Raw genomic sequence first — 13,288 nt, 5'->3', positions numbered from 1 at the left:
TTTATTGTTTAGTTTACTTTAGTTTGTTTTTCAGCAATTCGTAACTTGGCACTTCTCGAGCGATTATTTACGGCTAACTCTTCTTCTGAAGGTAATATTGGCTTTCTGGTAATCAATTTTAATTCAGGTAAAAATTCGTCTGGAATAACGGGTAATCCACGAGGCAATTCAGGTCCTTTAGAATGATCTTTAAAGATAGATTTAACAATTCGATCTTCTAATGAATGAAACGAAATTACGCTGATACGTCCACCAATTGACATTAACTCAATTGCTTGTTCCAACGAATCTTCTACTGAAGATAACTCATCGTTAACGGCAATTCGTATCGCTTGAAAGACACGTTTTGCTGGATGTCCACCTTTTCTTCTAGCTGGTGCAGGTATTCCTGATTTAATGAGTTCAACTAGTTCACTAGTTGTTTCAATTGGCTTAATTTCTCTAGCTGCTTCAATTTTACGAGCAATTTGTTTTGAGAATTTTTCTTCTCCATAACGGTAGAAAATTCTAATCAAATCGTGGTAAGACCATTCATTAACGACATCTTTTGCTGTTAATGGAGCATCTGTATCCATTCGCATGTCTAGAGGTGCATCTTGATGGTAACTAAAGCCACGTTCTGCTTCATCTAGCTGTGGAGAAGAAACTCCTAAATCATATAACACTCCATCTACTTCACTTATTCCACGTTCAGTTAATTCTTCTTTAATATATCGGAAATTTGCTTTAATAAAGGTAACCATACCTTTTTCAACATATTCAGCTAAACGAACTTTTGCGTTTTCAATTGCACGCTCATCTTGGTCAAAAGCAAATAGATGCCCGTTTTCATTTAATTGTGATAATAAATATTCACTATGTCCTGCTCCACCTAAAGTACAATCAACGTAAATACCTTCTGGAGATAACGACAGCCCATCAACTGTTTCGCGTAATAAGACTGTTTCATGATTAAATGCTGTCATTTTTTCGCCTACCTAACTCACTAATTTATTTATCTTTATTTTAAATTGGTAGATTGCTAGAATCCAAAATCAATCATATCTTCAGCAATACTATCAAATGTCTCTTCAGCTTCTTGGGAAACCTGGTTCCATCTTGTTTCTCCCCAAATTTCAATTCGTTCAGAAACGCCAACAACATGGCAAACTTTTTCTAATTTTGCATGTTCTCTTAAAGTTGGAGGAATATTGATTCTTCCTTGTTTATCTATTTCACATTCAACAGCAGCTGAGTAAAAAAACCTTGTAAAAGCACGAGCTTCTTTTTTTGCTAACGGAAGTTGTTTGAGTTTTTCTTCAAGAGCAGACCATGAATCTTGCGGATATCCAAACAAACATCCATCTAATCCACGAGTAAGAATAAACTTCTCCCCTAAATCAGATCGAAACTTTGATGGCATGATTAAACGACCTTTGGCATCAATGTTGTGCTTGTGTTCACCCAATAACATAGCTGTCTCACCCCAAACTCCAATTAGATATTTTTAGTCTACCACAATGCCCCACTTTCCTCCACATTTATTCAAAAAAAGACATAAATCTTTTTGGTTACAGCTTGATTATTTTTAAACATGTAAATACTTCTATTCCTATGACAAATTTCAAGTGGGGAGTTTTCCCAAATTACTTCAAAAAAAAAGCAAACGAGAGGACAAAATTGCCTCTCGCTTGCTTTTTTTGCTTAATCAATCTTTAAATCATCTTCAAACACTATTATTTCTAGTTCATCTATTATTCTCAAAATTAAAAAATAACACTATTTTTTTAGTTGTCCAGATTTTTTAAGTCTTTTTCAAGTCATTATTATATTAGCTGTAACCAAACTGTAATAGGTTAATAGAGAGCTAATAAAAACAAATCGCCAATACGTTTTAAAAAAACTTTTATATAAAATCTCACCTTTTTTTGCTGCAATAAACAAAAGTACAACAATTCCTAAACTAAATATAAAAATTAAAAAATATGGAATTACAGTAAATCCATAGGTTAGCTCGCTAAGAATATGAATACCTAAAATTAAGAAAGGAACCAGTAGATCTGGTAACTTAATAGCTGAATGTTGCCTTTTAAAATGACGTTGCGTTATCTTACTGAAAAAAAGTAGCAAAACAAGTGGCAAACAGTACAGTATCATTTTCCCTATTATTAAAGAAGTCTCGGACCCCATTTCATCCCACCTTTTAAATATGTATATGCCTTACTTAATATCTGGCTACTTATTAGACTACACTATCATAAAATACGCTCTTTTAAAATTTAACGTAATTTCAGCTTTTGTGGCTCTATACTTTTTAGTGTTGATAGCTTAGTTAAATTGGGTACAGTATATTTCTGGAGGAATAGGGTTTGCTTGTAGCCATGCATTGGATTCCATGGCTACAAGCAAAACCGTCTATTCCAGAAGATTTTTTTTGTTTTATTCAACACCATTTGACGAAGAATCCTTTTTGTATACTCCAAATTAAATACTAGTTTAAAAATCAAAAAACCCCCATTGAGCCATGGTCTCAATAAGGGTTTTCAAATCATCTCATGATGAAATGTGCAAAAAATTAAGCTTCTTTGCTGATTACTTCTTTACCATCGTAATGTCCACATGATGCACAAACGTGATGGCTTTTTTTCAATTCGCCACAGTTAGGGCATGCGTTCATACCTGGAACTTCTAATTTAAAATGAGTACGACGTCTGTTTTTCTTAGCTTTTGATGTTCTTCTTGCTGGTACTGCCATTCCTTACACCTCCTTAAAAATTGCTTCTTTACACAAGTTTGTGCTAAAAAGAAGCCTATAATACATACTTATTTCTGATTATCAGATTCGTCTTTAAACAAATCTTTCAAACCAGCAAAACGAGGATCCTCAGTTTCTGATTTCTGTGTTTCTAAATCTGAAATGTATTCATCTTCAGAAACGACCAGCCAATCATTTCCACTAGGCATTTCTTGTCCTTCTATCTCCTCTTGCGTAAAAACTTGCAATGGAAGATTTAACAAAACTGCATCCGTGATAGCTTCAGACAGATCAATCATATCTTTATCTAAAAGAATGACTGTTTCTTCCTCATTATCTATTTTAGATCCAGGAGTAGCAGAAGGCGGAATATAGATTTCATCTATTCCAATTGACATAGGGAACAAAACTGGTTTTAGTGATCTTGCAGAGGGTAGTGTCACATTTAATGAAACAACCATATGAAGCAAGATTTCTTTTTCATGAACAATGAGTGTTCCTTCTAAGTTAATTGGAGAAACATCCATTAATTCCTTTTCTCGATTCATCAACGGTTTTTTTAAGTCAACAGTTTCCGAGAAAACTAACGGCTCATTGCGGTATTTTTGCAATTCGTTTAATGACCATTTCATTTTACATCACTCCTAAAGCAACAAAGATTATTATACTAGTGAATGAACCCTTTGTCAACGTATTTTACCTTACAGTCTTTTCTTGCTAAGCTTTGTTTTCATAGGTATTTTCAAAATAAAAATTTAGCGGCTGACGATAATAATCTTGTTCTTTTATTAAACCCAACTGACCCATTTGGTAAATCTTACCTGCTTTTATATCTAATGTCCATAATTTTTTATTCTTTTTGGTTACATTGGCTATTAAGGGTATCGTCAACTCTTTTTTAATTTCTTGCAAGTACTTTCTTCCTAATAAGCTGAACCCTAATAAGTGGACAGCTTTTGGTTTTTGCAATTCCTTGACCATATCTTCTTTTTTTAATTGAAGCAAGATGTACACACACATTCGTTGCAATCGAGTCCATGATACACGTTTATTTTTAACTAACGAAATAAACTGCTCAAAACTATTGGCTTCTTGAATACACTCTTTTAAGCGGTATTCAATACCTTCTGTTACTTGGTAAATAGACCGAAGCTCCTCCAAAGACTGAACTTCTATTTGATATTTTAAATAAGGCCAATAATTTTCCCAGCTAACAAGCGGATTGTCCGTTATCAACTCCAAACTGCTTGCTGGCATATTTGCCTTTAATTCTTCAAGAGATACAGCTTTTTGATTCTTCTCCAATAATTTTTTCCGAATAGCTGTAGCACTTGAAAAATTTTGCTCAATTAATTCTTCGTCATGATAAGCTGATCCAATCCGTCTCAGGGCATAAAGTTCCATCGGTTTTTCATACAGCAGATTTTCTTTTGCATAGGCTAATCCCAAAATGTTATTTGGCGTAGAGAGAGCAATGGGTTGACTTGGAAGGAGTTCCTTAAGAACTTGTTCCATTTGTGAAGCATATGTTTGTCCTTGGTTTTTATTTTCTTTAAATCGTTGGTTAATAGCTGCAGTATGCTGATTTAAAAATTGAGCTAGTTTTTGGTAATCCGACCCTTCACCTGATTCAGAGCCAAAACAAATTGCATCACACTTCATGGCTTGTAATAATCCAACGGCTCCTTTAGCAAAATGATCAGCAGGTTGCGCACTAAAAGCTACTGGTAGTTCAATCACTATATCTGCTCCAGCTGCTAACGCCATTTGTGTCCTAGTCCATTTGTCTACAATTGCTGGTTCACCGCGTTGCAAGAAATTCCCACTCATTACAGCAATAATAATATCCGCACCCGATACCTCTCTAGCTTTTTTCAAATGATACACATGACCATTATGCAATGGATTATATTCTACAACTACACCACAACTCTTCATCATTCAAAGACCTCTCTTTAACTCGTTACTTTAGCTTGTTTTAAGCAGGTTAAAAAAGCTTCTCCATATTTTTCTAATTTATTTTCTCCTACACCTTTTACTGTCAACATTTCAGTTTCATTCTGAGGCATTAATACACACATTTGGTGCAATGTTTCATCTGAGAAAATAACATACGGTGGAACTTTTTGTTCCGTTGCAAATGCACGTCTTAATTCTCTTAATTGATCGAATAAAGCATCATCTACTGCTACTTTTTGTGCAATTTTTGCTTGTTTTCTGGTAACAGATAGTTCTCCTTTTAAAACAGCAACAGCCTTTTCGGTTAATTTTAAAATGGGATACTGACCATCAGTAGGCGCTAAATATTTTTCAGCCGTTAGATAATCAATCAATTGTGTTACATCTTTTTGAGGCACCCCTTTCATCAACCCATAAGTTGAAAGGTTTTCAAAATGCCATTGCGTGACTTTTTTATCTTTTGAGCCAGTCAATACTTTCATGATAAGCGACTTTCCATACGTTTGACCCATTCGCTTAACACAAGATAATACTTTTTGAGCTTCTAACGTAATATCTGCAACTTCACGATCATCTAAACAGTTGCTGCACCTTCCACAATCTTCACAATTGTCACCAAAGTACTCGACAATGTACCGCTGCAAACAAATTTGCGTTGAGCCATATTGGGCCATCTCTCTTAGTTTTCGGTATTCTTGGTTTTTTAATTCTTCCGTCATCTCGGATTGGTCGATAAAGAACTTCTGAATTTGCATATCCTGAGGAGAGAATAATAAAATCGCATCGCTTGGCAGTCCATCTCTACCTGCACGTCCAGCTTCTTGATAGTATGCTTCAATATTTTTTGGAATTTGATAATGAATAACAAAACGGACATTACTTTTATCGATCCCCATACCAAATGCATTTGTCGCGACCATTACTGTTACTTCATCATATAGAAACTTTTCTTGCCAACTGTTACGCTCATCTTCTTTTAACCCGCCATGATACTTACCAGCCTTAATTTTTTTGGCGTTTAACAGTTCATAGATCCGCTCTACTTCTTTTCGTGTACTAGCGTAGACAATTCCAGATTGTCCTTTGTTAACGGTTAAATAATCCAATAAGAACCGGTTGCGTTCTTGTCCTTTAATCACTTGAAAAGCTAGATTATCACGCTCAAATCCTGTTTTCACTCGATTATCAGGAAGAATACCTAATAAATTCAAAATATCGTTTGAGACAATAGGTGTTGCCGTAGCTGTTAAAGCCAATACGATAGGTCGATAATCCAATTGTTGGATTGATTCTCCTAAAGATAAGTAACTAGGCCTAAAATCATGCCCCCACTGAGAAATACAATGCGCTTCATCGATAGCTATCATTGAGATATTTATCGTATGCATCAAGTAAAAAATTTCTTCCGTTTGGAATCGCTCAGGAGCAACATAAATCAACTTATAGTCTCCATTGACTGCTTTTTTCAAACGTACATTCATCTCTGCAGCAGTTAACGTACTATTTAAATAAGTAGCCGGTATACCTACTTCTGTTAATGCATCTACTTGATCCTTCATCAAGGAAATAAGCGGTGAAACAACTATTGTCACTCCTTCAAAGACTAGAGAAGGAATCTGGTAACAAAGGGATTTCCCCCCGCCTGTTGGCATAATGGCTAACGTATCTTTTCCTTGTAAAACTTTTTCAATGACTTCTTTTTGTCCTGTTTTAAATTCTGTAAAACCATATGTCTCTTGGAGCACATGATAGGCCTTTGTTAACAATGTATCTCTCCTTTCGATAGAAATCATTATGTAAAAAAACAGAAAAATCCTAATCGATTTTTCTGTTTTCCATTAAAAAGGTTTCATTCATAAGCTATTTATTTCGTACAAACAAAAAACCAACGTGGACTTTCTTCGGTTACTTCAGTATCCCCGAAATCAGCACTTATTTCAATTGAAGAAAAACCAGCTTTTGAAAGCATATTTTTGTACTGTTCGATTGAATAGGTTCGTTCTTTATGTGTTTCATCGTAGCGTTCATATAGATCTAATTCTTCATCATAAACAAAGAATGTTAGGTCATGTTCGACAGAATGAGGTTCTTCACCCGCATAACTTTTCCATAAAAAACTAATTTCTTCAGATTGGTCGTTAAACATATATCCTGGAAATACGGTATCCGTTTGATAGGTCGAATGAACATCAAACAAAAACGTTCCTGATTCTGTTAACACATTATAGACTTGTTGGAAAACTTTTGACACTGCTTCTTCATTTGGCATATAGCATAATGAGTCTGAAAAACAAGTAACAGCTTCATACTGACCAATGTCAGATAGTTCCATCATGTCTGCTTGAATTAAGGGTAGATCTACTTTTTCTGCCATTGCTCGTTCATTTGCTAAACTCAGCATATTGTCAGATAAATCTAGTCCCGTTACAGTGTAGCCTCTTTTAGAGAGTGCTACAGCTAACGCACCCGTTCCACAAGCAAGTTCCAACACATTTGTCTTTTTATTTTGAAGGTGCTTATCAACAAATTGCCCCCAACGATCATAAAGGGATTCATCCATAATCGCATCATATACTTGTGCAAATGTTTGATAACTCATTGAAATTAGACCATCTTAGTGATGTCTACCAACGGAGCATCACTCCATAATTTTTCAAGATTATAAAATGAACGTTCTGAGTAATGGAAAACATGGACAACTACATCTCCAAGGTCAATTAGCAACCATTTAGATGAATCACGTCCTTCAACTCTTCTTACATCAATTCCAGCTTCTTCAGCTTTATCAATGATTTCTTCAGAGATAGCTTTAACTTGTTTTTCACTATTCCCGTGCATAACAATAAAGTAATCTGCTAAAATAGAAATTTTGCTAACATCCATCGCGATGATGTCCTCTGCTCTTTTGTCATCTGCTGCCTTTACAACCAATTCTACTAATTCTATACTTTCAGTTACCATGTTGTTCCTCCTAAGGATTTGCTACCCATTTATTATAAGTAGCAATTGTTTTTGGATAAATTTTTCTATTTTTTTCAATCAGATGTTGCAAGGTTTGTTTTGTTTCATATTGAACTGCTGCTTGTAAATTTTCTGCTGCAATTTTCCGAGCCTTTTCTACACTAGGAAAATTTCTGCCAGGTTCAATATAGTCAGCAACATAAATAACTTGTTCTAGAATAGTCATTTCTGGTGCACCTATTGTGTGGTATTTAATAGCATTTAGAATATCAGAATCAGATATTCCTAGTTCTTGTTCAACTAAAAACGCACCCAATGGTCCATGCCAAATATTGCTTCCGTATTCCAGCAATTCTAAATCAAACTGTTCGCGATAAATTAATTCCTGCATCTCTTTATCGCTGCGTTCTTTTGCGTAATCATGCGTTAACGCCGCAATACTAGCTGCTTCATTGGAGGCACCATATTTTTCTGCTAATTCAACAGCAGTTTGCTCTACACCTAAAACATGCTGAAACCGTTTTTGGCTCATTTGACTTTGAACAGCTTGAATCAATTCATTTCTTGTCAACGTTGTGTAGTTGTTTGAATACCTCAATTGATTCATTTTATCTTCCATTTTGATACAACCCTTCACGCCAAATATACTCTAGCGTTTTTCTAGGGATCAAATAATTTACTGGACAGTTCATTTCTAAACTTTTACGCAAGGAAGTAGAACTGATATCCATTGAAGGTACATCTACCCAAATAATTGGATAAGGGCTAAGAAGATTGTATCCTGGGCGGTTAACTCCCACAAACTCTACAAGCTGAGCCAATTTTTCTATTTTATACCATTTTGGTAAGTACTCCACCATATCTCCACCAATAATAAAATAATAATCTGTATCCGGATGTTCTTCCTTCAATTTCACTATTGTATCATAGGTATAACTTTTTCCACCACGTTCAATTTCTGCTTTTTCAACATCAAATCTTTGATTGCCTTCAATGGCTAGTTCAACCATATGAAGTCTATGATTAGCTTCAATTGCTTTTTTTTCATCTTGATGTGGCGGATTGGCACTTGGCATGAAATAGATTTTTTCTAACCCCAATTGATGGCAAACTTGATCCGCAATAATCAAGTGTCCGATATGAGGAGGGTTGAACGTCCCTCCAAGAATACCAACTCTTTTTTTTTGTTGGATGTCAAAGTCAACTTCTGTTGCTAATTGAGTTCTACTATTAGAAAAAGATTGCCTTTTCAAGCTAATCACCTTTCTTCCCAAAAATATACTAACTAAACGGTTTGTTATTTTGCTCGTGGAATTTCATTCGAAATACGTTGATATTTTTCTTGATTAGATTTCTTAAATAACACAATAACACGACCAATGACTTGTACTGCATCACAGCCGATTTCTTGTTCAAGAACAGCTGCTACATCTTCAGCTATTTCATCTGTATTTTGTAATAATCCTACTTTGATTAATTCTCTTTTTTCTAAAGCTTCATTAATTTGTACGATAACTTCTTTATTCAATCCATTTTTCCCAATTTGAAAAATAGGATTTAAATGATGTGCTTTGCTTCTTAAAAAACGTTTTTGTTTACCTGTTAACTTCATTTTTATTCACTCCATTAAGACCATAGTGATCTCTTCTACTTTATTTCTAGTCTGTTATATTAAAGATTTTCGAATAAGGACATCTATACCTTTAGGCGCCCATCCAGCTACGACACATCCAGGCTCATTAACGGTTACCCAACCAAGGCCTGCAAAAACAATGTCAGCTTTTTCCTTAACGGAAAATTCAAATCGAACCAACTCAGGGAATCCATCAACCTCATCTTCACGAGGAGGCTGCAATAATTTACCTACTTGTTTTTGATACAATTCATCCGCTTTTTCTAATTTAGTACGGTGTATATGCAAATCATTAGATACAAAACAAGTAAATGAATGTCTTGCTCCTTTTAAGTAATCAAAACGAGCGACTCCACCAAAAAACAACGTTTGTCCTTCGTTTAATTGATAAACGATCGGTTTGATCTCTTTTTTAGGTGCAATCAATTTCAAATCTTTATCCCCTAAAACATGAGCCATTTGATGACGATGGATAATTCCTGGTGTATCGATTAAATTTTTGCCATCATCTAACGGAATTTCGATCCGATCAAGTGTTGTTCCTGGAAATTGAGAAGTCGTAATCAAGTCTTGAACGCCAGCAGTTGATTTAATGATTTGGTTGATCAATGTCGATTTCCCAACATTGGTAACTCCAACTACAAATACATCACGTCCTTTACGATGTTTCTCAATAGCATCAAGCAAGATCTCCATCTCAGCAGGTTTCATGGCGCTAGTTAATAAGACATCTTCTGGTCGTAACCCTTCTTCATGAGCTCGTTCACGTAACCATTGCGTCATTTTACCACGCTTCAATGATTTAGGAAGTAAGTCTACTTTATTCCCGACTAACAATACTGGATTTTTCCCAACAAAACGGTGTAGTCCAGGTATCAAACTGCCATTGAAGTCAAAAATATCAATTACGTTCACGATTAATGCATCTTCCGAACCCAGTTCATTTAATAATTTCAGAAAATCATCATCCGTCAATTGAACATCTTGAATTTCATTATAATGGCGTAACCTGAAACAACGTTGACAGTAGACCTCACCTTTTTCTAACCCTTTTTCTAAGGCTGAAGCTGGCGTGTATCCTACAGCCTCTTTGTCCATTGTTTGAATAATAGCTCCGCATCCGATACAACGAATCTCTTCCTCATTAGTTAATTCTTTTGTCGTCATTTATTGACTTCCTCCATCTCATAGTTGGATCTTTTTTGATCATATAGTTCATAATATGCAGCTCCATAAAACGGTTAAATCGAGTATTCCAAGCGTCTGTGTTTAGTATCGGTTTTACTAATACGTTACGTATCCCAGCAAGGTTTGCTCCCCAAATATCCGTCATAATCTGATCGCCGACCATAATAATCTCATTAGTGGATAGATTTAATTTTTTACTCGCTCTTTTAAATCCAATCGTTGTTGGTTTTAAAGCTCTAGAAACGTAGTCTAGTCGCAATACTTTTGCAACTCGCTCCACACGCTTAGCTTTGTTATTCGAAAGAATCACTACAGGAATACCGGCTTCTTCCATCACGTTGATCCAATCAATCAACTCTTTGGTCCCGTCTGGATTATTCCATGCAATCAAAGTATTGTCCAAGTCTGTTAAGACAGCTTTGACATTTTGTTCTTTCAATTGTTCTGGTGTTATATGATAAATCGCTTCTACCATATAAGTCGGTTTAAATACCTTTAACATTTTTTCACCCTACTCATTAAAATAGGAGTACCTCTTACAGTACTCCTACAGTTTACTATTTTCTTAATTATACGCCAAATTATTAAAAAAACAATCATTAGCGGTCTTTTTTAGGCTAATTCTCATATGACAAAATTATTTTAACCTTATAAAGAACAGCTGCATTATTTTTAGTTTACTTGTAAAAATACTTCATGGAGTTCATTCAATGCTTGTTTCAAGTTTTTTTCTTCAATCAAAATCCAAATAGTTGTATAACTATCTGCTGATTGGTATATCGGTATCTTCAGTTTTGACATTGCAGTGACGATTTTAGCAGTCACACCTGGGACCCCTGTTATTCCCGCACCTACAATGGCTACCTTCGCACAATTTTCGTGAGTCGTATAGCTAACGCTTTGTTCATCTAATAATTGTTTGGCTCTTTCACTAATTTGTTGCGGTAAAGTGAATACGATTTTACCAGGAAATATATTGATGAAATCCAAACTAAAGCCGGATTGCGCTAAGAGATTGAACAATGACTCCTGTAGCTTTTCATTTGTTTCAATCGTAAATTGTACCAAATGAGGTACATGAGCAATTCCCGTCACTAGTCGTTGCGGGATGTTTCGGTCTTCTGAATGTGTAATTAATGTTCCCACATCCGTTACAGTTTCATAAGTTGAACGGATTCGAACCGGAATCCCTGCTTGTTGCGCGATTTCAACTGCTCTTGGATCAATGACTTTTGCTCCTTCATGGGCCATATTACTGACTTCATTATAACTTACGACTTGTAAGAATTGAGCATTTTCTACTAACCTAGGATCTGCTGTCATCATTCCAGAAACATCCGTAAAAATATCAATGCTTTCTGCTTTAAATGCAGCACCTAACAAGGCAGCAGTCGTATCACTCCCCCGCGACCGATTGTTGTGACATGACCATTATCACTTACTCCTTGGAAACCAGCTACTACAGCAACATCTTTTGTTTTAAACTGCTCAGTTATTGTTGCAGTATCGATTCTTATCACTTTTGCCTGTCCGTAGTCTTCATTGGTTCGAATACCAGCACTTTGTCCCGTTAATCCAACTGCATTAATGCCATGTTTTTTTAATTGATTTGTAAAAACAGCTGTTGAGATTGTCTCTCCAACGGACAACAGCATATCTCGCTCTCTTAGGTCTAAATAGCTTCTCTCTCCATCAATCAAATTCAATAAAGAATCTGTTGCGTATGGATCACCCATTCTTCCAATAGCGGACACAACAACAATTACTTTATAGCCTAATGAGACAGCATGTTCAATGTGTGTTTTTGCTGCTAATCGGCTCTCTTCATTTTTTACTGATGTACCACCAAATTTTTGAATTAAAATTTTCATTGTTTACCATCCTTTAAACCTGTTTAGCTGTGATAAATACAGGCTACCTATTAAGTCCATTTTTAAATTTAAAAATGGAGATTTAACATTCCTGTTTTATTATAGCGAAGACATTCTTTAGTTTCAATTATCTTATGAATTCCATGAACAATTTAGTTTTTTTTGCTATACTAATACTGGTTGCACATTGAAATAAGCAATTAAAGAGTCAACAACTTATTACATCCACTTAAAAGGGGTTTATGCTAATGTATTTAAAAGAAGTTTGTTTAGAAAATTATAGTTTTATTCCTAAAGCCATTGCTCAAGGAGCAACCAGAATTGAATTGTGTGATTACTTAATCAGTGGAGGAACGACTGTCAGTAAAGGTGTCATGCATGAAGCAGCTGCCTATTGTGCTGAAAAATCGATTCCATTGATGGCTATGATCCGTCCTCGTTCAGGTGATTTTATTTATAATGACAGTGAACTTAAAATTATGGGCTATGACATTATTGAAGCGCGTAATTTAGGATTAGACGGGATTGTATTAGGTTGTCTGACCAACGATCAATTGATTGATGAAGATGCCATGGAACAATTACTAGAAGAAGCCTATGGACTTCAAGTAACGTTTCATATGGCTTTCGATGCTATACCCAATGAAAAACAATTTGAAGCTATTGACTGGTTAGCTGAACACGGTGTCCAAAGAATTTTAACTCATGGTGGAGATTTAACCTTACCAATTGAAGAAACACTTTCTCATCTTAAAGAATTAGTTGATTATGCGAAAGATCGTATTCTTATTCTTCCTGGTGGAGGCATCAGTAGTGAAAATGCAGATGCTATCCAGCAACACCTTGGCGTTACAGAATTACATGGTTCAAAAATAGTTGGCGAACTTTAAATCCACATTTTCAACTAATTTTTTTATTCGTTTCCTCTGCAATGAATGATTT

The 13,288-nt window shown here is 35.3% G+C and carries 15 protein-coding genes and 1 pseudogene; 1 reads left to right on the top strand and 15 read right to left on the bottom strand.

The genetic code is table 11. The features are described 5' to 3' along the window. Window positions 1-8 precede the first annotated feature (8 nt). The 15 genes and pseudogenes from rsmH to dapG all read right to left on the bottom strand — a co-directional run bounded on the left by rsmH (window position 9) and on the right by dapG (window position 12,346). Window positions 9-965 (bottom strand): 16S rRNA (cytosine(1402)-N(4))-methyltransferase RsmH, encoded by a 957-nt coding sequence (gene rsmH, locus BLT48_RS12845; RefSeq protein ID WP_035022178.1) that lies wholly within the window; start codon window positions 963-965, stop codon window positions 9-11. Between the two features lie 56 nt (window positions 966-1,021). Continuing rightward, entirely contained in the window at window positions 1,022-1,453 is a 432-nt protein-coding gene (gene mraZ / locus BLT48_RS12840) for a division/cell wall cluster transcriptional repressor MraZ (protein WP_035022177.1), read from the bottom strand. A 341-nt stretch (window positions 1,454-1,794) separates the two neighbouring features. Further along, window positions 1,795-2,136, bottom strand: coding sequence for a DUF3397 domain-containing protein (locus tag BLT48_RS12835; RefSeq protein WP_226776756.1), 342 nt, complete (start codon window positions 2,134-2,136; stop codon window positions 1,795-1,797). Between the two features lie 418 nt (window positions 2,137-2,554). Continuing rightward, window positions 2,555-2,734, bottom strand: coding sequence for a 50S ribosomal protein L32 (gene rpmF, locus BLT48_RS12830; RefSeq protein ID WP_007723076.1), 180 nt, complete (start codon window positions 2,732-2,734; stop codon window positions 2,555-2,557). Between the two features lie 68 nt (window positions 2,735-2,802). Further along, the gene (locus BLT48_RS12825) at window positions 2,803-3,366 is read right to left on the bottom strand and encodes a YceD family protein (RefSeq protein WP_035022171.1); all 564 of its coding nucleotides are present in this window, start codon (window positions 3,364-3,366) and stop codon (window positions 2,803-2,805) included. A gap of 85 nt (window positions 3,367-3,451) precedes the next feature. Next, window positions 3,452-4,675, bottom strand: coding sequence for a nucleotidyltransferase (locus tag BLT48_RS12820; protein ID WP_226776686.1), 1,224 nt, complete (start codon window positions 4,673-4,675; stop codon window positions 3,452-3,454). 14 nt (window positions 4,676-4,689) lie between these two features. Further along, a complete protein-coding gene (gene recQ / locus BLT48_RS12815; RefSeq protein ID WP_089978462.1) occupies window positions 4,690-6,486 on the bottom strand; it encodes a DNA helicase RecQ in 1,797 nt (598 codons plus the stop codon). 71 nt (window positions 6,487-6,557) lie between these two features. Beyond that, on the bottom strand, window positions 6,558-7,292 hold the full coding sequence (locus tag BLT48_RS12810) for a class I SAM-dependent DNA methyltransferase (RefSeq protein WP_035022165.1): 735 nt from the start codon (window positions 7,290-7,292) through the stop codon (window positions 6,558-6,560). Between the two features lie 5 nt (window positions 7,293-7,297). Continuing rightward, window positions 7,298-7,654 carry a ribosome silencing factor gene (rsfS, locus tag BLT48_RS12805; RefSeq protein ID WP_035022163.1) on the bottom strand — a complete coding sequence of 119 codons (357 nt, stop codon included), beginning with the start codon at window positions 7,652-7,654 and terminating at the stop codon, window positions 7,298-7,300. A 10-nt stretch (window positions 7,655-7,664) separates the two neighbouring features. Beyond that, the gene (gene yqeK, locus BLT48_RS12800; protein WP_226776687.1) at window positions 7,665-8,273 is read right to left on the bottom strand and encodes a bis(5'-nucleosyl)-tetraphosphatase (symmetrical) YqeK; all 609 of its coding nucleotides are present in this window, start codon (window positions 8,271-8,273) and stop codon (window positions 7,665-7,667) included. Continuing rightward, on the bottom strand, window positions 8,263-8,907 hold the full coding sequence (locus BLT48_RS12795; protein WP_089978460.1) for a nicotinate-nucleotide adenylyltransferase: 645 nt from the start codon (window positions 8,905-8,907) through the stop codon (window positions 8,263-8,265). Before BLT48_RS12795 ends, yqeK begins: the two co-directional genes overlap by 11 nt. 44 nt (window positions 8,908-8,951) lie before the next feature. Continuing rightward, window positions 8,952-9,266: a ribosome assembly RNA-binding protein YhbY gene (gene yhbY, locus BLT48_RS12790; RefSeq protein ID WP_089978457.1), complete on the bottom strand. Its 315-nt coding sequence runs from the start codon at window positions 9,264-9,266 to the stop codon at window positions 8,952-8,954. Between the two features lie 54 nt (window positions 9,267-9,320). After that, window positions 9,321-10,454: a ribosome biogenesis GTPase YqeH gene (gene yqeH / locus BLT48_RS12785; RefSeq protein WP_035022153.1), complete on the bottom strand. Its 1,134-nt coding sequence runs from the start codon at window positions 10,452-10,454 to the stop codon at window positions 9,321-9,323. After that, window positions 10,432-10,977 (bottom strand): YqeG family HAD IIIA-type phosphatase, encoded by a 546-nt coding sequence (locus BLT48_RS12780; RefSeq protein ID WP_089978455.1) that lies wholly within the window; start codon window positions 10,975-10,977, stop codon window positions 10,432-10,434. The genes yqeH and BLT48_RS12780 overlap by 23 nt, the downstream gene beginning before the upstream one ends. 170 nt (window positions 10,978-11,147) lie before the next feature. Further along, a pseudogene (gene dapG, locus BLT48_RS12775) lies at window positions 11,148-12,346 on the bottom strand (aspartate kinase). Between the two features lie 248 nt (window positions 12,347-12,594). On the opposite strand from dapG, the gene BLT48_RS12770 reads away from it, so the two are divergent. Beyond that, entirely contained in the window at window positions 12,595-13,236 is a 642-nt protein-coding gene (locus BLT48_RS12770; RefSeq protein WP_035022145.1) for a copper homeostasis protein CutC, read from the top strand. Window positions 13,237-13,288: the final 52 nt, after the last annotated feature.

The sequence above is a fragment of the Carnobacterium viridans genome (assembly GCF_900102725.1).
Classification (GTDB): domain Bacteria; phylum Bacillota; class Bacilli; order Lactobacillales; family Carnobacteriaceae; genus Carnobacterium_B; species Carnobacterium_B viridans.
Note: the sequence above shows the minus strand (reverse complement) of the source record. Positions and strands in the feature narration are given on the sequence as shown.